The following is a 20,041-nucleotide window of genomic DNA, read 5'->3' on the forward strand; positions in this document are numbered from 1 at the left end:
TCAGACACGTTATTTCATGCGGCTGATTACCGTGGTGACTTCGGGCTTTTTACCAATCTCGGTCTTTGCTGTTTGGCGAACGATCCGGCGTATTGCCTCTTCCAGTTTGTCATCGTCGCGCAGGGTTTTGGCATCGGCCCGCATCAGAAACTGATTCAGGTCTTCTTCCAGAACTTCAACCAATGCAGCCCGGGACGATCCAATCTCGGACAGACCCATCGTATCGCACCACGGCTCGCCCAGTGGTTCGTCCTCTTCGTCCAGAATGACCGTGACAGTGACGTGCCCGTTCAGCGCCATGCGAATCCGGTCACGCACCACCCCATCCAGGGCGCCAACTTTGACCGTGCCGTCCAGATAGGTCCGTCCGGTTTCGACATAGTCGACAACCCGCGGCGCATTCCCTGTCAGATCCAGCATGGTGCCGTTTACGGCCAGAATACCGGTACGCCCACCAGCTTCGGCCAGTTTGGCATGCTCGCGCAGGTGGCGATGTTCACCGTGCATCGGAATGATCATCTGCGGATCGATCAGCCCATGTACTTTCTCAAGATCCGGACGGTTGGCGTGGCCGGACACGTGATACAGGCCCGCACTGTCATCGACCACATCTACGCCCTTTTCACTGAGCTGGTTCATGATGAAAATCACGCCGCGCTCGTTGCCGGGGATGGTTTTGGAGGAGAAGAGAAACAGGTCGCCCTCTTTCAGTTCCAAACCGCGGTATTTGCCCCGCGCAAGTTGCGCGCTGGCCGCGCGGCGTTCACCCTGGCTGCCGGTGACGATCAGCATCAGGTTCTGGCGTGGCATGTCCACAGCCTCTTCGGCGCTGACGACGCGTGGAAAGCTGGTCAGAATGCCCGTTTCGGTCGCGGCTTCAATCATCCGGCGCATCGCGCGACCCAGCAGAACGACCGAGCGCCCCGCCCGTTCACCCGCCTCGGCCAGTGTTTTCACACGTGCGACATTCGACGCAAATGTGGTGGCAACAACCATGCCGCTGGCTTCCTCAACCAGCCTGGTGATCTCGGGGCCGACCTCGGATTCCGAACGACCCGCATGGGGGGAAAACACGTTCGTACTGTCACACACCAGCGCTTTAACGCCAGACTTGGCAACCTCAGCCCAGAGATTAGGGTCAAAAGGTTCACCCACGATCGGATTTTCATCCAGCTTGAAGTCGCCGGTATGTACGATCCGCCCCTCTGGCGTGTCGATCACCAGGGCAGCGCTTTCGGGGATCGAATGCGAGACCGGCAGGAAACCCACCTTGAACGGACCAACGGAAATCTGTTCGGGCCAGGCCGATGCAGTATGCACGGCATCCTCGGGGTGTCCGTGCTCTTCCATCTTGCGGCGCGCGATGTTGGCAGTGAAGGCGCGTGCGTAGACAGGCGCACCCAGCGCCTCATAGCAATGCGCTACAGCGCCCACGTGGTCCTCGTGTGCGTGGGTGACGAACACGGCTTCTAGCCGGTCGGCACGTTCGCGCAGCCAAGAAATGTCGGCATGGATCAGGTCAACGCCCGGGGTGGTGTCCATGTCCGGAAATGTCACGCCCAGATCCACAAGGATCAGCCGTTCCTGACCGGGTTTGCCATAGCCGTAGACATAGGCGTTCATGCCAATTTCGCCGGCACCGCCCAGCGGCAGGTAGATCAATCTTTCGCTGCTCATGTCGAGCCATTGTCCTTGTTATAGCGATGTATCACGGTAAGTCCGTGCATCGTCAGATCATCTTCGATTGCGTCAAACCCCACGTCCGCCTGATCGAACAGCGGCGCGAGCCCACCAGTTCCAACGACTTTCATCGGCATTCCATATTCCGCCTTGATCCGGGAAATCAGCCCCTCGATCAATCCGGAATAGCCCCAATACACGCCGGATTGGATACAGCCAACCGTATTCGTGCCAATCACATTTTCAGGGCGGGTGATATCGATATGCGGCAGGGCAGCCGCGCCCTGGTGCAACGCCTCGAGGCTGAGGTTTACGCCCGGCGCAATGATCCCGCCGACATAGGCCCCATCCGCCGCAACCACATCAAAGTTCGTCGCCGTGCCAAAATCTACAACAACCACGTTGCCGCCATGCCGGTCAAACGCAGCCACCGCGTTGGCCAGACGATCCGGGCCGGGCACTGTCCCCTCGTCAACACGCGGATTCATCGGCAACAGGCAATCGGGTTTGCCCACGACAAGCGGCCGACACCCAAAGAACCGATCAGCAAAGACCCGCAGGTTGAACACAACGCGCGGCACGGTCGAGGCGATGATCACATCAGTGATTTCAGCCTCGATCCCATAATGTTTCACCAGCGTCGAATACCACGTGAAGTAAGCATCGGCCGTGCGCGCGTGGTGGGTCGATGTGCGCAGGGTGCACAGAAACCTTTCACCGTCCCAGATTGAGAACACAGTGTTCGTGTTGCCGCAATCAATTGCCAGAAGCATCTGAGCCTCCTTCAGAAAAACACATCCGCCGCCGGAATACTGACGCGGCCTTTGGCGGTGTTTAGGACAAGGTTGCCCCCTGCGTCCACCGTTTCAAAGGTTCCAACCGTTTCCGACGCTGCGGTACGGGCGGTGATGACCTCACCCAACTTGGCAGCCCGGGCCAACCACGCGGTCCGGATCGGTTCAAACCCGTAAGTCACGAATTGACTCTCGTATCCGGCATAGGCGACAGCAAGTTCTGTCAGGAAATCCTCGGGCGTTACGTTGCCTCCAGCTTCGGACAATAGGGAAACCGGTCGGACGGCGCCGGGTTCTACTTGATCTGCTCCGGGTGCCTCTGACAGGTTCACGCCGATGCCTATGGACAAGTGCGAGACGCCGCGCCCCTGCCCTGTACTTTCCAACAGGATACCCGCCAGTTTGCCGCCGTTCAGCAATACATCGTTGGGCCATTTGAGCGACAAGCCCGTCGCCCGTCCGGTCACTGCAACGCAGGCGTCAAACAGCGCCAGCGCAGCCACAAAGCTGCGCAATGCGGCCTGTTCCGGATTTCCCTGTGGCCGCATCAAAAGGGTCGCGGCCAGATTCCCCTTGGGATTGGCCCACGCCCGACCCCGCCGCCCACGCGCCGCCGTCTGGTGATGCGCCATGATCCAAACCGGACCGGTCGTGGTCGGGGCCATGCGGGTGGCCTCGTTCAATGTGCTGTCGACCTCTTGCAGCACGTGCAGGCCGTATCCCTGTGGCCAGTCTGTCATGTCAAAAAGGCCCGATCCGCTGACCGAGCCCCCAAGTTTGATTTGTTACGATGATCAATTGACAAGAGTGGCCGCCGCAGCTGCCGCCGCGCCTTCAATACCGAACTGATAGAACACACCCACCAGCATCAAAGCGGCAGAGCCCATTAGAGCAACCCACAGAACCGGCGCAGAATGCGTTTCGATCGGGTCGTCGTTTTCAGCTCCGAAATACATGTAGAACACGATCCGCAGATAATAAAACGCGCCGATGACCGAGGCGATGGCTGAGGCGATCACCAGCCCGGTCAGGCCCGCGCTTACGCCAGCCTGCCAGACACCGAATTTGGCGAAAAAGCCCAGCATTGGTGGGACGCCCGCCAGGCTGAACATCAGGATCAGCACCGCCAGCGCCTTGCCCGGTTCGCGTTTGGAATATTGGCGCAGGGCGTCGATGTCCGTGACCGGTTTGCCGTCCCGCTCCATCATCAGAATGAAAGCGAATGTGCCGATATTCATCGTCACATAGATGGCCAGATACATCAGCATAGCCTTGATGCCCAACTCGGTCCCCGCAGCCAGTCCGATCAGCGCATAGCCCATATGGGCAATCGACGAGAACGCCATCAGCCGCTTGATGTCACGCTGGCCAATCGCTGCAACCGCACCCAGCAGCATCGACAGAACAGAAAGCAAGACAATCACCTGTTGCCAGTCCTTGATCACGCCTCCAAAAGCGTCGTGCATCACGCGTGCGAACAGAGCCATGGCAGCCACTTTCGGCGCTGTGGCAAAGAATGCGGTGATTGGCGTGGGCGAGCCTTCGTACACATCCGGCGTCCACATGTGGAATGGCACGGCGGACACTTTGAACGCCAGTCCTGAGATCAGGAACACCAGACCAAACAGCAGGCCAACCGAAATCTCACCATCCTGAACCGTTTGGATGATACCCGAGAACAGCGTGGTGCCTGTAAACCCATAAACCAGCGAGGCACCGTACAGCAGCAAACCCGAACTCAGCGCACCAAGCACGAAGTACTTCAAACCGGCCTCGGTCGATTTGGCACTGTCCCGGCGCAGCGCGGCCACGACGTACAGCGACAGTGACTGCAGCTCCAGCCCCATGTACAGCGACATCAGATCGCCAGCACTGACCATCATCATCATGCCGACAGCGGCCAGCGCAACCAACAGAGGGAATTCGAACCGCAGCAGATCCCGACGCGCCATATATTCCTGACTCATCACCAGAATGGCAGCTGCTGATAGCAGGATCGCCACTTTTGAGAACCTTGCAAACCCGTCATCGACAAACATGCCGTTGAACGCGACATTGGTGCCATCGCCGTTGGTCGCGATCCAAATCGCCAGCAGCGCCATCAACCCAGCGGTTGTCCAGACCAGCAAAGGTGCCAGCCCGTCTTTCGTCGTGTAGACAGCCGCCAACAGCGCCGCCATCGCATATACGGCCAGAACAATCTCTGGCAGGATTATCGTCAGATCAGCCTGGATCATGTCTCCAAAGCCCCCTTAATGCGATGCGGCTGACTGGGTCGCGGCCTCAGCCGCGGCCAGAGCCATGTCATAGTTCGAAATCAGCGCGGCGGTCGAGTTGCCGATCACATCGGTCACCAGCGACGGGTAGACGCCCAGCAGGATGGTCATCACGATCAGCGGCGCAAAGATCAGCCGCTCGCGCGAGCTCATATCCGTCATCGCCTTGAGGCTTTCCTTGATCAAATCGCCAAAGACCACTCGGCGATACAGCCATAGCGCATAAGCTGCCGAGAAGATCACGCCAGAAGCCGCCACAGCCGTCACCCATGTGTTGACCTGGAAGGTGCCCATCAGTGTCAGGAATTCTCCGATGAATCCACTGGTGCCCGGCAGACCTACATTGGCCATGGTGAACAACATGAAGACCAGCGCATAGGCCGGCATGCGAATGACCAAACCACCGTAAGCCTCGATGTCGCGAGTATGCATACGGTCATAGATCACTCCAACACACAGGAAGAGCGCAGCCGAGATGAATCCGTGGCTGAGCATCTGGAAGATCGCACCGTCAATGCCCTGCTGGTTCGCAGCAAAGATGCCCATGGTCACAAAGCCCATATGCGCGACCGAAGAATACGCGATCAGCTTTTTCATGTCTTCCTGCACCAGCGCCACCAGCGAGGTGTAGACAACGGCAATCGCTGACATCCACAACACCAGATCAGTCATCACTGCCGAACCCACCGGGAACATCGGCAGGCTGAACCGCAAGAAGCCATAGCCGCCCATCTTCAACAGGATCGCCGCAAGAACGACCGACCCGGCGGTCGGCGCCTGAACGTGCGCATCCGGCAGCCAGGTGTGTACCGGCCACATTGGCATCTTCACCGCGAAGGATGCAAAGAACGCCAGGAACATCAGTGTCTGCATTCCGCCGACAACATAGATGCCCAGCACGCTGAACCCTTCGGACGAGAAGTGATGGCTCATCAGTGCTTCGATATCGGTAGTGCCCGCGTCCGCATACATCGCGACCATCGCCACCAGCATCAGCACCGATCCAAGGAAGGTATAGAGGAAGAACTTGAAGCTGGCGTAGATGCGTTCTTTGCCGCCCCAGATGCCGATGATCAGGAACATCGGGATCAGACCTGCCTCAAAAAACAGATAGAACAGGACCAGATCCAGCGCCATGAAGACGCCCAGCATCAGCGTCTCCAGAAGCAGGAAGGCGATCATGTATTCCTTGACGCGGTCCGTGACGTGCCAGCTGGCCAGAATGGTCAGGGGCATGATGAAGGTGGTCAACAAGACAAACAGAACGCTGATTCCGTCCACGCCCATCTTGTATTTCAGACCCAGCAGCCATTCGCCTTCTTCCACCATCTGGAAGCCGGTGTTGGACGGATCAAACCCCGTATAGATGCCGATCGAGACCAGGAACGTCACCGTGGTTGCCACCAGTGCGACCCATTTGGCATTGCGCTGTGCGGCCGCGTCCTCGCCATGCAGGAACAGGGCCAGAATGCCTGCTGCCACGGCGGGGATGAAGGTAACGATGGAGAGGATATTATCCATTAGTGTGCGCCTCCGCCGATCGAAATCCAAGTGACAAGGGCAGCGATACCCAGAACCATCCAGAAGGCGTAAGTAAAGATGTAGCCCGTCTGCGCCTTGCCAGCGAGGCGGGTAAAGAAGGGTACAACACCCATGGCCACGCCGTTGAGGAAACCGTCAATGGTGTTGCCATCACCCCGTTTCCACAGGAACCGGCCGAGCGCGATGGTGGGTTTGACGAAGACCGCATCGTAGATTTCGTCAAAGTACCACTTGTTCAGAAGGAACAGGTACAGAGGACGCTGGTTTGCGGCTAGACGTGCTGGAAGGTTGCCACGGTGAAGGCGAACTTCGAACCCACCGAAGTAAACTTTTCCATCGCTTATGTAGAAAAGCCAGGCGACCACAAAACCGAGCAGCATCGCAACAAAAGGCGAAACCTTCACCCATTTCGGAGCCGCATGCGCATCGTCCAGAACATGGTTGTCAGGCGCAATATACAGAGCGCCCTCGCCCGGCTCACCCGCGAAGACATAATGGTGGTCGTCGCCGTGAGCCGCTTTTTCTTCGTGTCCGGCGTCATCACCATGGCTTTCATCCGCGTGCGCCTCATCCGTATGCGTATCGTCACCATGGGTTGTATCGGTTGTACCGTGATCACTGGCCTCGGCATGCTCGGACGCCTCTGCCACCGGTATACCGTAGAACTTGCCGACTTTGTCTGTGTGACCAAAGAAGTTGCCATACCAGATCATCCCGGCAAACACCGCACCTAAGGACAGAACACCCAGCGGAACCAGCATGGTCATCGGGCTTTCATGCGCGTGCTCATGCGTATGCTTGTCGCCACGTTCTTCGCCATAAAAGGTCAGGAAAATCAGCCGCCAGCTGTAGAATGACGTGAACGCCGCCGCGATCACCAGCATCCAGAAGGCATATCCGGTGCCGCCGGCAAAAGCGCTTTCGATGATGGCATCCTTGGACAGGAACCCGGCGAACCCAATTTGGGTCAGCGGGATGCCCACGCCTGTAATCGCAAGGGTGCCGATCATCATCGCCCAGAATGTATAGGGGATCTTCTTCCGCAGGCCGCCGTATTCGGTCATTTCCTGCTCGTGATGCATCGCGTGGATCACCGAACCTGCGCCAAGGAACAACAGCGCCTTGAAGAATGCGTGCGTCAGCAAGTGGAACATCGCTGCCGAGTACATACCAACACCCGCGGCCACGAACATGTAGCCCAACTGAGAACAGGTCGAATAGGCAATGACGCGCTTGATGTCGGTCTGAACCAGGCCAACGGTCGCGGCGAAAAACGCGGTCGAGGCCCCAAGGAAGGTGATGAACCCGGTGGCACCCGGCGCAAATTCCATTAATGGCGACATCCGGCAGATCAGGAACACACCCGCCGTCACCATGGTTGCAGCGTGGATCAGCGCCGAAACAGGCGTCGGGCCTTCCATCGCGTCTGGCAACCAGGTGTGCAGGATCAGCTGCGCCGATTTCCCCATCGCGCCGATGAACAGCAGGACGCAGATCACCTCGATTGCGGTCCACTCACCCCACAGGAAGTGCAACTTCTCTTCGGCCAGCGCAGGGGCCGAGGCAAAAATGTCCGAAAAATTGATGCTGTCCGTCAGGAAGAACAACGCGAAGATGCCCAGAGCAAAGCCAAAGTCGCCAACCCGGTTTACGATGAATGCTTTCATCGCCGCCGCATTGGCCGTGGGCTTGCGATAATAGAACCCGATCAGCAGGTACGAGGCTACACCCACACCTTCCCAACCAAAGAACATCTGAACCAGATTGTCGGCTGTCACCAGCATCAGCATGGCGAAGGTGAAGAACGACAGATAGGCAAAGAAGCGCGGCTTATAGCTCTCGCCCTCGCGCCACTGTGGATCGTGATCCATGTAGCCGAAGGAATAGAGGTGCACGAGCGCCGAAACCGTCGTCACCACGATCAGCATGATCGCGGTCAGACGATCCAGTCGAACGGCCCAGCTTGTCGACAGCGAACCGCTTTCGATCCAGCGCATGATCTCGATCTGCTGGGTCACACCGTCAAACGAGAAGAACACGATCCACGACAGCAGACAAGCCAGAAACAGCAGGCCAGTGGCGGTCCACATGGCGGCTTTCTCGCCAATGAACTTCCAGCCGAACCCGCAGAGCAGCGCGCCCACCAGCGGGGCAAAGAGGATGGTGGTTTCCATATTCTCTTACCCCTTCATCATATTGACGTCTTCAACCGCGATGGTGCCACGGTTGCGGAAGAAGCAGACCAGAATGGCCAGCCCGATCGCCGCCTCGGCCGCCGCCACGGTCAGCACGAACAGCGTAAACACTTGCCCGACCAGATCGCCGAGGAAGCTGGAAAACGCCACAAGGTTGATATTCACCGCCAGCAGCATCAGTTCGATGCTCATCAACAGGATGATGACGTTCTTGCGGTTCAGGAAGAGACCGAAGATGCCGATGACGAACAGCGTCGCCGCGACCGTGAGATAGTGTTCAAGTCCGATCATCGTCTTAAAGCCCCTGCCCCGGTTTCACGTCCTTCAACTCCATCGCCTTGGCCGGGTCGCGCATCATCTGGCCGACGATGTCCTGACGCTTGATGTCCTGACGGTGGCGCAGAGTCAGAACGATGGCGCCGATCATGGCCACCAGCAGGATCAGGCCCGCCAGTTGGAACAGAAGGAAGTATTGATCATAAAGGATAACACCTAAGGCCTCGGTGTTGTGCCGGTCCACCGGGATCGGCTGTGCCAGATTGGCCGCTGCACCCTGCGCGCTGTCCCATGCCCCAAAGGCCATGACGAACTGCATCAGGATGACCAGACCGATCAGCAGGGCCAGCGGCATGTAACGCGCCATCTCAGCCTTGAGCTCGGCAAAGTCCACGTCCAGCATCATCACCACGAACAGGAACAGCACCGCGACCGCGCCGACATAGACGATGATCAGCAGCATCGCTACGAACTCGGCACCCAGCAACACAAACAGCCCCGCCGAAGACAGGAAGGACAGGATCAGCCACAGCACCGAATGCACCGGCTGACGGCTGATCACCGTAAACAGCCCGCCGGTGATGGCGCTGATGGCAAACAGGTAGAAGGCAAAGACGGTCATTGATCCTCATCCTCGTTGTCGCCCAGGACCTCTTGCGCCAATTCCAGCGCGCGGGTCATGGCCGGGATGCCGGCAAAGACCGACATCTGACCGATCGTTTCCACGATCTCTTGTTTCTTGGCACCGGCCTCCAGCGCATGGCGCACGGTCTGACGCACCGCCGCATCCGCCTGCGCGCCCTGACAAGTCAGTCCGGCCAGCGTCAGCAGCAGGCGGGTCTTGGCATCCAGTCCGTCCTTGTTGACGGTGTTGCCGAACATCATTTCCATGACCTCTTTGGGCATGGTCGGCCACAGCGCCTCGAACCCCTTGGGCGAGAAATTCTCCATCGCCGGGTTCATCGCCTTGGCCATGTCCTGCGCCTGCTTCATCATCAGGTCGAACGGATTTTGGGGCGTGTCACTCATCTGTACGGCGCGTCCATTTCCAGATTGCGGGCAATCTCGGCTTCCCAGCGTTCGCCGTTATCGAGCAGTTTTTCCTTGTCGTAGAACAGCTCTTCGCGGGTTTCTGTCGCGAATTCAAAGTTCGGACCTTCGACAATGGCATCGACCGGACAGGCCTCTTGGCAGAAACCGCAATAGATGCACTTGGTCATGTCGATGTCATAGCGCGTGGTGCGGCGGCTGCCGTCTTCGCGCGGTTCGGCGTCGATGGTGATGGCTTGTGCCGGGCAAATCGCTTCACACAGCTTGCAGGCGATGCAGCGTTCCTCGCCGTTCGGGTAACGTCTCAGGGCATGCTCACCACGAAAGCGTGGGGAGAGAGGGCCTTTTTCGTGCGGGTAATTGATGGTGGCCTTTGGGGCGAAGAAGTACTTCAACCCCAGTTTCATGCCGACCCAGAAGTCTTGCAGAAGGAAGTATTTGGCGGCACGAGTGTAATCGATTTGGGTCATGGCTTAGGAATCCTTCTCGCAGCGTCCAATTGTGTCTTCTGCAATCGCCGACATCTGATCCACGATATCTGGCGTATCAGGATCGAGCGCTAATGTGCGACGGTCAAACTCTCTCATACGCGCGCATTCCGACATATTTGTCGCGCTCAACAACTGATCCACCTTCATATCGCTCGGAAAATCACCGTTTTCGATTCCCCAATTGACGAACTCTTCCAAGTGAGCACGGTCTTCCTGTGTGATCCAAAGGCAATCAACCAGATCCAACAAAGCGATAGATTTGTTGCGCATCCCCTCTGAAATCGGATCACCATTGGCTAGGTGGCTCCGATAAACCGCCATGTCGCCAACCTGGATCGCGTTAACAAGGGCACCTATGGCAAACTTATCGAAGGCAGAATGCTGGTCCACATCAACCCTCGGGTCCAACCCACCTGTGTTATTTGCGAGAATGCCTAGAACCTTATCGTCGATAGCAGATACAGCGTCAATTTCGGATCCGCAGAACCCGCGTGCCAAATCAAGCATGTTCCGCTGCTCCAATGGCTCCGCTTTATCAGCCGAGACAGGACTGCTTCCAGCAGCCACCGTGCAAGCCACCAACAGATTTAGAAGACTTATCCTCATCCCCCTACGCTCCAACGGGCAAACGCGCCCCAGAACCAGTCGAACCTCGCCGCGAAGGCCACAAAGACCACCCAGGCCAGCGAGAAGGGCAGGAAGACTTTCCAGCCCAACCGCATCAGCTGGTCATAGCGGTAGCGGGGCGTGATAGCCTTGACCATCGCGAAGAGGAAGAAGAAGAACGCCATCTTGGCGACCATCCACAGCACTCCGTCGGGCAGGCCCGGGATCGGTGACAGCCAGCCGCCGAAGAACAGTAGCGTGGTCAGGGCGCACATCAGGAAGATTGCAATATACTCACCGGCCATGAACAGCAGGAAGGGCGTGGCCGAGTATTCGACCTGATAACCGGCGACCAATTCCGATTCCGCCTCGGGCAGGTCGAACGGAGGCCGGTTGGTTTCCGCTAGCGCCGAGATGAAGAACAGGAAGACCATCGGGAAATGCGGTAACCAGTACCAGCTGAAGAAACCGAACCGGCCGTCCTGCGCTTCGACAATGTGGCCGAAGTTCATGGAACCGGTTGAGATGATAACACCGATGATAATCAGGCCAATGGAAACTTCATAGGAAATCATCTGAGCCGCAGAGCGCAATGATCCAAGGAACGGGTACTTTGAGTTCGACGCCCAACCGCCCATAATCACGCCATAAACTTCCAGTGAGGACACGGCAAAGACATACAGGATTGCGACATTGATATCCGACAGCACCCAGCCATCATTGAACGGGATCACGGCCCAGGCGATCATCGCCAATACGAATGAGGTCAGCGGTGCGAGGATGAACACAGTGCGGTCGGCCCCGGCGGGTATGACCACCTCTTTTACCACGTACTTCAGGGCGTCAGCCACCGATTGCAGCAGTCCATAGACGCCAACCACGTTGGGGCCGCGGCGCATTTGGACGGCGGCCCAGATCTTGCGGTCGCCGTAAACAAGGAACAACAGCGAAATCATCACGAAGGCAACAACTGCAAGCACTTGCGCCAGAATGATGATGGCTATTCCGCCTGGGGTGTTAAAGAAATCAGCCATTGGTCCTCACACCGTGGGTATTCAATTTTTCGCGGGTGATGATCAGGCCAAGTGCCTGCGCATCTTGCGGTTGGGTCGGCGCATAGGTGTAAACAGCATCCGCAGCCATCGCGCTACCTTTTTCATTGCGTTTCATGCGCAGTTCCCTGGTGCCCACACCGCAAGCGATGTTGGCTTCTGAAAGCGATATGAAACGGGTCTGGTTCATTCTGCCGCAATCTTCCCGGTATTCCGAGACTGCGCCTGAGCAGAAAGCTCGGCCATCAACTGCGACGCCCGTGCAATCGGGTTGGTCAGATAAAAATCCCTGATCACATTGCGGAACGTTGCCTGACCCAGAGGGCCAGCATCCAACGGCTGGACCTCATTCTCGATCACGTGGTCGATTTGGGCCAGATGCGGCACGGCTTCGATCAACGCTGTGCGCAGTTGCGCCAGCGAGTCGAAAGGCAACGTAGCGCCCAGTTCTGCCGACAAAGCCCGCAAAATGGCCCAATTCTCTTTCGCCTCACCCGGGGCGAACCCGGCACGCATCGCCAGCTGCGGGCGGCCTTCAGTGTTCACGAACAGGCCGTTTTCCTCGGTATACGCGGCACCAGGAAGGATCACATCGGCACGGTGCGCGCCACGATCACCATGGCTGCCCTGATAGATCACAAAGGCACCTTCGCCGATTTCAACTTCATCCGCGCCGAGGTTGTAGATCACGTCAGCCGCACTAACCGCATCCATGCCGCCTTCGTTGGTGGCATCCACATCCATCGCCCCCACGCGAGACGCAGCGCTGTGCAGGATCAGCAATCCACTTTCGGTATTGGCTGCAATCGTTTGCGCGGCGGCCAGCACAGCTGCGCCGTCAGCCTCAAGCAGCGCACCCTGCCCGACGATGACCAGCGAGGCTTTGTCCTTGATCTCATCATCGCCGCCCATCTCGACGACCTTTTGCAACGCCGCGCGGTCGTCGCCTATATGGTGGTACGCGTAGGTCAGATCGACCGCAGGCCCAACCAAGGCCACCTCGGTCCCATGTACCCAAGCCTTGCGGATACGCGCGTTCAGAACCGGAGCTTCGTCACGCGGGTTCGTTCCGATCAGCAGAATTCGCTCGGCTGTGTCAATATCCTCGATCGCGGCCGTCCCGGCATAGGCACCGCGATTTCCCGCAGGCAGCTTGGCCCCATCGGTTCGGCATTCAACAACACCGCCCTGCCCTTCGATCAATTGCTTCAGCGCGAACGCGGCCTCGACCGGAGCGAGATCACCAACGATACCTGCAGGTTTTTCCGCCCCTTTCAGCGCTTCGGCAGCTTTGGTCAGCGCCTCGGGCCACGAGGCCGGGCGTAGCTTGCCGTTTTCGCGCACGTAGGGTTTGTCCAGACGCTGACGACGCAGGCCATCCCAGACGAATCGAGTCTTGTCGCTGATCCATTCTTCGTTCACGCCGTCATGGTTGCGCGGCAGAAAGCGCATGACTTCGCGCCCTTTGGTATCGACACGAACGTTCGAGCCCAGGGCATCCATGACGTCGATGCTCTCGGTCTTGGTCAGTTCCCACGGGCGCGCTGTGAAGGCATACGGCTTCGAGGTCAGAGCTCCAACTGGGCACAGGTCGATGATATTGCCCTGCAAGTTCGAATTCAGCGTCTCGTTCAGATAGGACGTGATCTCGGCATCTTCGCCACGCCCGGTCTGACCCATCTGTGTGATCCCGGCGACCTCGGACGTAAAGCGCACGCAACGGGTGCAGCTGATGCAGCGGGTCATCGCGGTTCCGACCAGCGGCCCCAGATCCAGATCGTCCACGGCGCGCTTGGCTTCCTTGAAGCGTGAGCCCGAAACACCATACGCCATCGCCTGATCCTGCAGGTCACACTCCCCACCCTGATCACAGATCGGGCAGTCCAGCGGGTGGTTGATAAGCAGGAACTCCATCACCCCTTCGCGCGCTTTCTTGACCATGGGCGAGTTCGTCTTGACCTCTGGCGGCTGACCTTCTGGTCCCGGGCGCAGATCGCGCACCTGCATTGCACACGACGCCGCAGGTTTGGGCGGGCCGCCGACAACTTCGACCAGACACATCCGGCAATTCCCGGCGATCGACAGACGCTCGTGATAGCAAAAGCGCGGCACCTCGACCCCGGCCTGCTCACAGGCCTGGATCAGCGTCATCGCACCATCGACTTCGATTTCCTGCCCGTCGATATTCACTTTGCGGAGGTCAGACATGGTCTAGTTCGCCCTCAAATACACGCCAATGGCGCTGTTTCTTTCAATCTCTGACTGCCCCAGCGTGCAGAAAGACTTGGGATTGTCATAAGACACACCGTTCGCGGCCAGATACGTCTCGCCTTTGGCACGCATCCGGTCCTTTTCGGCATCCGATTCCACGTAGGCGCGGATTTCGCCGTCCGAATACCCCAGACTGTTCGCTTTGGACTTGAGCCCCCACATGACGCCAATCGCCTTCAGCCTGCGCCCGCTGATCGACGGGCAGTAATCCGAAATCTCGTTTGCGATAGCGATGTAATAGAGTTCGTCGTCAATCTCTTTGACTTCGCGCAAGGGCGGCTTTGCCGCGACCGCAGCCGGAATAGCCAGAACAGACAACACAATAAGCAGTTTCACACCAGACATGACAAATCCTTTCGTCTTGGACAGGCCAAAACGATCCAGGACTGGCGCGCTATTCAATAACACGCCCTGCGTCACGCTCTGATATGCGAAAAACCGGTTCATGGTCGCTGGCAGGTTCCTGCAAAGGTCAATTTATTGTCGGTGATGCGCAAATTCTGCGGTTCGGTGTCGGGTCCGACTTTCCAGTTAATTTTAGAAGTCCCAAAGGCGTCGATACAGAATTTGGTTCCTTCGTGCCGTCCCGCTTCGCGCGCGCCATCCAAAGACGCGGACACGCCGTTCACCACAACCGTAAAATCCGTCGGAGCGTTCTTTTTGTCGACGGCTTTCGCTTTGGCCCGGAAGGCCTTGCCATCAAAGAGGATTCGGTCACTGGACGACGTGCCGCAGGCCGAGACAAAAACTGCAGCACCCAAGGCGGCGGTCAGTACCACACGTCCCATCCTGAAGCCTGTTCCAGTCAACGAATAAGTACCTTTCTTTTCCATTAGAACGCCGCCACCAATGCCATGAAGCCCATCACAACCATGCAGGCCCATCCGACAACGTAGGATACTGACCGAACGCCGCTGTGCGGTTGTCCAATGCCACGCATGTGAATAACCAACATGACGATGCGCGCAATCAGAGCAACCGATGCCAATAGGTTCACCCAGAACGGGCTAACCCCAAGCAACATGGCCGCGACCGTGACAGCGACATAGGCCGGCAGCGTCTCAGTCCCGTTCAGATAAGCCCGGTTCAGGCGATACGCCTTGTCGGAATAGTCCTGTTCAGGCGTCGCCCCGGGGGCCAAGCCCTTGCCCTGTTTGGCCAGCGCTGAAAAAGGCGCAAGCGCCAGAATTATCAACGTAAAGACCACGAGGGATGCGATTGCATGTGAATACTCAGCAAAAGTTTCCATTAGTTCAACTCCCTGATCTCAACGTGGTTTGGGTTTGATCCAAAATCCCGCAACCTAATCACTCCGCCGCCATCGCGCCCATACGGCCCGATTTCTGGGCCTTGATGCGATCCTCGATTTCCTCACGGAAGTTGCGGATCAGGCCCTGGATCGGCCAGGCCGCCGCATCGCCCAAAGCACAGATCGTGTGGCCCTCGACCTGCTTAGTCACGTCAAACAACATGTCGATCTCTTCCAGTTCGGCCTCACCCCGCACCAGACGGTCCATCACACGCATCATCCAGCCGGTGCCTTCGCGGCAAGGGGTACACTGACCACAGCTTTCATGTTTGTAGAACTTCGACAAACGCCAGATCGCTTTGATGATGTCCGTGGATTTGTCCATCACGATCACAGCCGCCGTCCCAAGACCGGACCCCAGATCATTGCGCAGGTGGTCGAAATCCATGATGGCGTCGCGCATGTCTTCACCGCGCACACAAGGCACCGATGAACCACCGGGGATCACCGCCAGCAGGTTGTCCCAACCGCCACGAATGCCGCCGCAATGGGTTTCGATCAGTTGCTCAAACGGGATCGACATCGCCTCTTCTACTACGCAGGGATTGTTTACGTGGCCCGATATTGCAAACAGTTTGGTGCCCGCGTTGTTTTGGCGGCCAAAACCGGCAAACCAATCCGCACCACGGCGCAGAATGGTCGGCACAACGGCGATGGATTCCACGTTGTTCACCGTGGTCGGGCAGCCATAAAGCCCCGCCCCCGCCGGGAACGGAGGTTTCATACGCGGCATGCCCTTCTTGCCCTCAAGGCTTTCGATCAGGGCTGTTTCCTCACCGCAGATATAGGCGCCGGCCCCGTGATGCAGGAACAGGTCGAAATCCCAACCCGACCCGGCAGCGTTCTTGCCCAGCAATCCGGCATCATATGCCTCATCAATTGCAGCCTGCAGCGCCTCCCGCTCGCGGATGTATTCACCGCGAAGATAGATGTAGCAGGTATGCGCATTCATCGCGAAAGACGCGATCAAACAACCTTCGATCAATGTATGCGGATCGTGGCGCATGATCTCACGGTCCTTGCAGGTACCGGGCTCGGATTCGTCCGCGTTCACAACCAGATAGGCCGGACGTCCGTCGCTTTCCTTCGGCATGAACGACCATTTCAGACCAGTCGGGAATCCGGCGCCGCCGCGACCGCGAAGTCCTGAGTCCTTCATCGTCTGGATGATCCAGTCACGCCCGTTTCCGATCAGGCCAGCTGTGCCGTCCCAATGCCCGCGGGTCTGCGCGCCTTTCAAAGTGCGCTCATGCATCCCGTAGATGTTGGTAAAGATCCTGTCCTGATCCTTCAGCATCGTGTCTTACCTTCAGCTGTCCTGACGCATGCGCCAGAGTTGAAAAATGTTCACGCCCGCATAGATAAATCCCGCCAGAGCAGCGAAATCAAACAGCAGCGCATAGCGCCCCGGTAATCCCAGCGCCGGGCCGATGAACAACGTTATGGCAAGCCACAACAGCATGGTCACCGCGATGACCACCCCGATATGTCGGCCCTTGCGGGCCATGGCCTTTTCTTTTTCTTTGTCCATCTCACCTTGATGCCCCAAATGGGCACCGTCCTATTCAGTCTTCGTAGGTGCCGTCTTCTTTGGCACGTTTTGCAAACTCGGTTTCTTCGCCTGTCGCCAGTTGCGACGCTTGTTCGATCCAACCGTCCCGCTCGATCCGGCCCTTGAATTTCAGCCGTGCGTCTACCCAGGCCACCTGTTCCGGCGTCCATGCAGCGATCTGGTCAAAGTGGAAAAAACCAAGTTCGTTCAGCGTCTGTTCAAGCTTGGGGCCCACACCCTTCAGCATCTTGAGGTCATCCGCTTTATCACCCCGCGCAACGGTCAGAGTTTCGGGCTGATCCTCTCTGATCTGGTTCTTCTTTGCCTCTTCCGCCTGCTTCGCGGCGGGTTTGGCCGCTGCCGGGGCCTTTGGAGGCTTTGGCGCGGCCTTGGACGCCGCAGCCTTGCCGTCTTTGCCCAGCCATGGCGTCAGGATCGGAACCTCGGTCCCGTCGATGCGTTTGACCGTATCACCAAGATCTTCGGCCAGTTCAACACTGGCATTGTACTGCGGTTTCCCGGCATCGTAGTCTGTGAGGCTGGTCAGACCGCTCAGCGGTTCTGCCGCGTATCTGCCATTCTGCGGGCCCGGCGTCGGTACTTTACCGGCGGCCAGATCGTCGATGATCTTGCCAAAGCTCTCGGCGGTCAGATCTTCGTAATAGTCCTTACCGATCTGCGCCATCGGCGCATTGGTGCAGGAACCAAGGCATTCAACCTCTTCCCAACTCAGCTTACCATCGGCGGACAACTCATGCGATTTGGCGGCGATCTTTTCCTTGCAGACCGCGATCAGGTCTTCGGACCCGCAGATCATGCAGGAGGTCGTTCCGCAGACCTGAATATGCGCGACAGATCCAACCGGTTGCAACTGGAACATGAAGTAGAACGACGCAACCTCGAGCACCCGGATGTAGGCCATGCCCAGCATGTCGGCAACGGATTCAATCGCCGGACGGCTCAGCCAGCCCTCTTGTTCCTGCGCGCGCCACAAAAGCGGAATGACCGCGCTGGCCTGACGGCCATCGGGGTATTTAGTGATCTGTGCTGTGGCCCACTGCTGGTTGGGTGCGGTGAAGGCAAAGCTTTCAGGTTGTTCGGGGTGCAGACGGCGCAGCATTAGCAGGCATCTCCGATCACGATAATATAGGGGTCTTCCTGATGCGCGCGACCTTGATCGACAAGGCGGGCAATCAGGTCAGACGTTTCGGCCTGTGTGAAACCAGCGGGGCGCAATTTGATCTGGGCCTCTTCTTCTACCATGCGGCACCCGTTCAGACGTCCAAAATCATAAAGCGCATCGGCACGGCCCGCCGCATCCTCGGGAGCCAGCCCGTGCGCACCGCAAATCGCAGGCGCGACCTCGAATACAGAACCATCCAGCCCGGCCAACCCCTTTTCAGCCCAGGAGTTTATCACAGCGCTGACATCTTCTGGTCGCAAGTCATGGGTAGAAAAGGCTTCCTCGGCGCGCGATACATCCAACCGACAGCCGTTTTCGCGCATCACCTCAAGCACTTTTGCCGTCGGATGGGTCGAGGCGGCCTGCAACGGTGTGGCGGCTGCAAGGGCCAGGATCAAAACAAGGCGTCTCACCGGTCAATCTCTCCGAACACGACATCCATGGTGCCGATGATCGCGGCGACGTCGGCCAGTTGGTGCCCCCCGGCAATATGGTCCATGGCTTGCAGGTGCAAGAAGCCTGGCGCGCGCAGCTTGGCGCGGTAGGGTTTGTTGGTGCCGTCTGCAACCAGATAGACTCCGAACTCACCCTTTGGGGCTTCGACGGCGGCATAAACCTCACCTGCAGGGACGTGGAAACCTTCGGTGTAAAGCTTGAAGTGGTGGATCAGGCTTTCCATCGAGGTTTTCATGTCCGAACGTTTCGGCGGAGTGATCTTGCCGCGTGCCAGGACGTCACCGGGGCAGTCACGGATTTTGACAATGGCCTGCTGGATGATCGACAGCGATTGACGCATCTCTTCCATTCGGACCAGGTAACGGTCATAGCAGTCACCGTTTTTGCCGACGGGGATCTGAAACTCGAACTCGTCATAGCATTCATAGGGCTGCGCGCGTCGCAGGTCCCATGCCAGACCCGATCCACGCACCATCACGCCCGAGAAGCCGTATTTCTGGATATCTTCCTCGGTCACGACACCGATATCGGCATTACGCTGTTTGAAGATGCGGTTTTCGGTCAGCAGACCGTCGATGTCATCGAGAACGGCAGGGAACTCACGGCTCCATGCCTCGATATCGTCCAGCAGCTCCGGCGGAAGGTCCTGATGCACACCACCGGGACGGAAATAAGCCGCGTGCAGGCGGGCACCACAGGCACGCTCATAGAACACCATCAGCTTTTCGCGTTCTTCAAAGCCCCAAAGCGGCGGAGTCAACGCGCCAACGTCCATCGCCTGTGTGGTCACGTTCAGCAGGTGGTTCAGAATGCGGCCGATTTCGGAATAGAGAACACGGATAAGCGAGCCGCGTCGGGGAACCTCGACGCCAGTCAGCTTTTCAATGGCCAGGCACCAAGCATGTTCCTGATTCATCGGTGCCACGTAATCCAGACGGTCGAAATAGGGCAGGTTCTGCAGATACGTCCGGCTTTCCATCAGCTTTTCGGTACCACGGTGCAGCAGGCCGATATGCGGGTCGCAGCGTTCGACGATCTCGCCGTCCAGCTCGAGCACAAGACGCAGAACCCCATGCGCCGCAGGGTGTTGCGGGCCGAAGTTGATGTTGAAGTTGCGGATCTTCTGTTCTCCGCTCAGCGCGTCCGTGCTGCCGTCATCGTATCTTGAGCCGTCCATCAACGCCCCCGTTTCTTTTTAGCATCAGCCCGAACCCGGACCTTTTCCGCCTCGGCAGCCTTGGCTGCGGCCCCTGCCAGCAGGACCCCCAGCGCACCCAAAGCGATCAGTTCCCCCAGCAGCATCAGCAT

At 58.1% G+C, this 20,041-nt stretch carries 23 protein-coding genes; all 23 read right to left on the minus strand.

The genetic code is table 11. From position 1 onward, the window contains the following. Positions 1 to 9: 9 nt before the first annotated feature. Positions 10 to 1,677 (minus strand): ribonuclease J, encoded by a 1,668-nt coding sequence (locus AC2FGC_RS04105; RefSeq protein WP_496724507.1) that lies wholly within the window; start codon positions 1,675 to 1,677, stop codon positions 10 to 12. Further along, a complete protein-coding gene (locus AC2FGC_RS04110; RefSeq protein ID WP_058274409.1) occupies positions 1,674 to 2,453 on the minus strand; it encodes a type III pantothenate kinase in 780 nt (259 codons plus the stop codon). Before AC2FGC_RS04110 ends, AC2FGC_RS04105 begins: the two co-directional genes overlap by 4 nt. A gap of 11 nt (positions 2,454 to 2,464) precedes the next feature. Then, a complete protein-coding gene (locus tag AC2FGC_RS04115; protein WP_496724505.1) occupies positions 2,465 to 3,214 on the minus strand; it encodes a biotin--[acetyl-CoA-carboxylase] ligase in 750 nt (249 codons plus the stop codon). Between the two features lie 54 nt (positions 3,215 to 3,268). After that, positions 3,269 to 4,711: an NADH-quinone oxidoreductase subunit NuoN gene (gene nuoN / locus AC2FGC_RS04120; protein WP_496724503.1), complete on the minus strand. Its 1,443-nt coding sequence runs from the start codon at positions 4,709 to 4,711 to the stop codon at positions 3,269 to 3,271. Between the two features lie 15 nt (positions 4,712 to 4,726). Further along, complete coding sequence (locus tag AC2FGC_RS04125) at positions 4,727 to 6,271, minus strand: NADH-quinone oxidoreductase subunit M (RefSeq protein WP_496781490.1); 1,545 nt, start codon at positions 6,269 to 6,271, stop codon at positions 4,727 to 4,729. Beyond that, a complete protein-coding gene (nuoL, locus tag AC2FGC_RS04130; protein ID WP_496781492.1) occupies positions 6,271 to 8,466 on the minus strand; it encodes an NADH-quinone oxidoreductase subunit L in 2,196 nt (731 codons plus the stop codon). The genes AC2FGC_RS04125 and nuoL overlap by 1 nt, the downstream gene beginning before the upstream one ends. 6 nt (positions 8,467 to 8,472) lie before the next feature. Then, complete coding sequence (gene nuoK / locus AC2FGC_RS04135) at positions 8,473 to 8,778, minus strand: NADH-quinone oxidoreductase subunit NuoK (RefSeq protein ID WP_005984024.1); 306 nt, start codon at positions 8,776 to 8,778, stop codon at positions 8,473 to 8,475. A 4-nt stretch (positions 8,779 to 8,782) separates the two neighbouring features. Then, positions 8,783 to 9,385: an NADH-quinone oxidoreductase subunit J gene (locus AC2FGC_RS04140; protein ID WP_496724499.1), complete on the minus strand. Its 603-nt coding sequence runs from the start codon at positions 9,383 to 9,385 to the stop codon at positions 8,783 to 8,785. Further along, complete coding sequence (locus tag AC2FGC_RS04145) at positions 9,382 to 9,792, minus strand: carboxymuconolactone decarboxylase family protein (RefSeq protein ID WP_281994869.1); 411 nt, start codon at positions 9,790 to 9,792, stop codon at positions 9,382 to 9,384. Before AC2FGC_RS04145 ends, AC2FGC_RS04140 begins: the two co-directional genes overlap by 4 nt. After that, a complete protein-coding gene (gene nuoI / locus AC2FGC_RS04150; RefSeq protein WP_050602762.1) occupies positions 9,789 to 10,283 on the minus strand; it encodes an NADH-quinone oxidoreductase subunit NuoI in 495 nt (164 codons plus the stop codon). The genes AC2FGC_RS04145 and nuoI overlap by 4 nt, the downstream gene beginning before the upstream one ends. A gap of 3 nt (positions 10,284 to 10,286) precedes the next feature. Continuing rightward, complete coding sequence (locus tag AC2FGC_RS04155) at positions 10,287 to 10,811, minus strand: hypothetical protein (protein ID WP_496724497.1); 525 nt, start codon at positions 10,809 to 10,811, stop codon at positions 10,287 to 10,289. A 95-nt stretch (positions 10,812 to 10,906) separates the two neighbouring features. Then, positions 10,907 to 11,944: an NADH-quinone oxidoreductase subunit NuoH gene (gene nuoH, locus AC2FGC_RS04160; protein WP_496724495.1), complete on the minus strand. Its 1,038-nt coding sequence runs from the start codon at positions 11,942 to 11,944 to the stop codon at positions 10,907 to 10,909. Beyond that, positions 11,937 to 12,152, minus strand: coding sequence for a hypothetical protein (locus AC2FGC_RS04165; protein ID WP_496781494.1), 216 nt, complete (start codon positions 12,150 to 12,152; stop codon positions 11,937 to 11,939). The genes nuoH and AC2FGC_RS04165 overlap by 8 nt, the downstream gene beginning before the upstream one ends. After that, positions 12,149 to 14,170, minus strand: coding sequence for an NADH-quinone oxidoreductase subunit NuoG (nuoG, locus tag AC2FGC_RS04170; protein WP_496724491.1), 2,022 nt, complete (start codon positions 14,168 to 14,170; stop codon positions 12,149 to 12,151). Before nuoG ends, AC2FGC_RS04165 begins: the two co-directional genes overlap by 4 nt. Positions 14,171 to 14,173: 3 nt before the next feature. Further along, positions 14,174 to 14,680 (minus strand): DUF5333 domain-containing protein, encoded by a 507-nt coding sequence (locus tag AC2FGC_RS04175; protein WP_496724489.1) that lies wholly within the window; start codon positions 14,678 to 14,680, stop codon positions 14,174 to 14,176. Further along, positions 14,677 to 15,066 (minus strand): hypothetical protein, encoded by a 390-nt coding sequence (locus AC2FGC_RS04180; RefSeq protein WP_496781496.1) that lies wholly within the window; start codon positions 15,064 to 15,066, stop codon positions 14,677 to 14,679. Before AC2FGC_RS04180 ends, AC2FGC_RS04175 begins: the two co-directional genes overlap by 4 nt. Next, positions 15,066 to 15,482, minus strand: coding sequence for an MAPEG family protein (locus AC2FGC_RS04185; RefSeq protein ID WP_496719580.1), 417 nt, complete (start codon positions 15,480 to 15,482; stop codon positions 15,066 to 15,068). Before AC2FGC_RS04185 ends, AC2FGC_RS04180 begins: the two co-directional genes overlap by 1 nt. A gap of 58 nt (positions 15,483 to 15,540) precedes the next feature. Further along, positions 15,541 to 16,839 carry an NADH-quinone oxidoreductase subunit NuoF gene (gene nuoF / locus AC2FGC_RS04190; protein ID WP_058274474.1) on the minus strand — a complete coding sequence of 433 codons (1,299 nt, stop codon included), beginning with the start codon at positions 16,837 to 16,839 and terminating at the stop codon, positions 15,541 to 15,543. Between the two features lie 12 nt (positions 16,840 to 16,851). Next, positions 16,852 to 17,073, minus strand: coding sequence for a DUF5337 domain-containing protein (locus tag AC2FGC_RS04195; RefSeq protein WP_496724486.1), 222 nt, complete (start codon positions 17,071 to 17,073; stop codon positions 16,852 to 16,854). A 34-nt stretch (positions 17,074 to 17,107) separates the two neighbouring features. Continuing rightward, positions 17,108 to 18,214 carry an NADH-quinone oxidoreductase subunit NuoE gene (nuoE, locus tag AC2FGC_RS04200; RefSeq protein ID WP_496724484.1) on the minus strand — a complete coding sequence of 369 codons (1,107 nt, stop codon included), beginning with the start codon at positions 18,212 to 18,214 and terminating at the stop codon, positions 17,108 to 17,110. After that, on the minus strand, positions 18,214 to 18,690 hold the full coding sequence (locus AC2FGC_RS04205) for a hypothetical protein (protein WP_496781498.1): 477 nt from the start codon (positions 18,688 to 18,690) through the stop codon (positions 18,214 to 18,216). Before AC2FGC_RS04205 ends, nuoE begins: the two co-directional genes overlap by 1 nt. Beyond that, the gene (locus tag AC2FGC_RS04210) at positions 18,687 to 19,910 is read right to left on the minus strand and encodes an NADH-quinone oxidoreductase subunit D (RefSeq protein ID WP_496781502.1); all 1,224 of its coding nucleotides are present in this window, start codon (positions 19,908 to 19,910) and stop codon (positions 18,687 to 18,689) included. The genes AC2FGC_RS04205 and AC2FGC_RS04210 overlap by 4 nt, the downstream gene beginning before the upstream one ends. Further along, positions 19,910 to 20,041, minus strand: a complete 132-nt coding sequence (locus AC2FGC_RS04215; RefSeq protein ID WP_267885496.1) for a hypothetical protein — start codon at positions 20,039 to 20,041, stop codon at positions 19,910 to 19,912. Before AC2FGC_RS04215 ends, AC2FGC_RS04210 begins: the two co-directional genes overlap by 1 nt.

The organism is Ruegeria sp. CDSC054 (genome assembly GCF_059610645.1).

Excerpts from the sequence above, each read along its gene's own strand:
- AC2FGC_RS04215 (WP_267885496.1), bottom strand. The coding sequence starts at position 20,041 with ATGCTGATGCTGCTGGGGGAACTGATCGCTTTGGGTGCGCTGGGGGTC.
- AC2FGC_RS04110 (WP_058274409.1), bottom strand. The coding sequence starts at position 2,453 with ATGCTTCTGGCAATTGATTGCGGCAACACGAACACTGTGTTCTCAATC.
- AC2FGC_RS04140 (WP_496724499.1), bottom strand. The coding sequence starts at position 9,385 with ATGACCGTCTTTGCCTTCTACCTGTTTGCCATCAGCGCCATCACCGGC.
- AC2FGC_RS04165 (WP_496781494.1), bottom strand. The coding sequence starts at position 12,152 with ATGAACCAGACCCGTTTCATATCGCTTTCAGAAGCCAACATCGCTTGC.
- AC2FGC_RS04155 (WP_496724497.1), bottom strand. The coding sequence starts at position 10,811 with ATGCTTGATTTGGCACGCGGGTTCTGCGGATCCGAAATTGACGCTGTA.
- AC2FGC_RS04145 (WP_281994869.1), bottom strand. The coding sequence starts at position 9,792 with ATGAGTGACACGCCCCAAAATCCGTTCGACCTGATGATGAAGCAGGCG.
- nuoL (WP_496781492.1), bottom strand. The coding sequence starts at position 8,466 with ATGGAAACCACCATCCTCTTTGCCCCGCTGGTGGGCGCGCTGCTCTGC.
- nuoF (WP_058274474.1), bottom strand. The coding sequence starts at position 16,839 with ATGCTGAAGGATCAGGACAGGATCTTTACCAACATCTACGGGATGCAT.
- nuoI (WP_050602762.1), bottom strand. The coding sequence starts at position 10,283 with ATGACCCAAATCGATTACACTCGTGCCGCCAAATACTTCCTTCTGCAA.
- AC2FGC_RS04115 (WP_496724505.1), bottom strand. The coding sequence starts at position 3,214 with ATGACAGACTGGCCACAGGGATACGGCCTGCACGTGCTGCAAGAGGTC.
- AC2FGC_RS04195 (WP_496724486.1), bottom strand. The coding sequence starts at position 17,073 with ATGGACAAAGAAAAAGAAAAGGCCATGGCCCGCAAGGGCCGACATATC.
- nuoH (WP_496724495.1), bottom strand. The coding sequence starts at position 11,944 with ATGGCTGATTTCTTTAACACCCCAGGCGGAATAGCCATCATCATTCTG.
- AC2FGC_RS04210 (WP_496781502.1), bottom strand. The coding sequence starts at position 19,910 with ATGGACGGCTCAAGATACGATGACGGCAGCACGGACGCGCTGAGCGGA.
- nuoK (WP_005984024.1), bottom strand. The coding sequence starts at position 8,778 with ATGATCGGACTTGAACACTATCTCACGGTCGCGGCGACGCTGTTCGTC.
- AC2FGC_RS04105 (WP_496724507.1), bottom strand. The coding sequence starts at position 1,677 with ATGAGCAGCGAAAGATTGATCTACCTGCCGCTGGGCGGTGCCGGCGAA.
- AC2FGC_RS04185 (WP_496719580.1), bottom strand. The coding sequence starts at position 15,482 with ATGGAAACTTTTGCTGAGTATTCACATGCAATCGCATCCCTCGTGGTC.
- nuoG (WP_496724491.1), bottom strand. The coding sequence starts at position 14,170 with ATGTCTGACCTCCGCAAAGTGAATATCGACGGGCAGGAAATCGAAGTC.
- AC2FGC_RS04125 (WP_496781490.1), bottom strand. The coding sequence starts at position 6,271 with ATGGATAATATCCTCTCCATCGTTACCTTCATCCCCGCCGTGGCAGCA.
- AC2FGC_RS04175 (WP_496724489.1), bottom strand. The coding sequence starts at position 14,680 with ATGAACCGGTTTTTCGCATATCAGAGCGTGACGCAGGGCGTGTTATTG.
- nuoE (WP_496724484.1), bottom strand. The coding sequence starts at position 18,214 with ATGCTGCGCCGTCTGCACCCCGAACAACCTGAAAGCTTTGCCTTCACC.
- nuoN (WP_496724503.1), bottom strand. The coding sequence starts at position 4,711 with ATGATCCAGGCTGATCTGACGATAATCCTGCCAGAGATTGTTCTGGCC.
- AC2FGC_RS04180 (WP_496781496.1), bottom strand. The coding sequence starts at position 15,066 with ATGGAAAAGAAAGGTACTTATTCGTTGACTGGAACAGGCTTCAGGATG.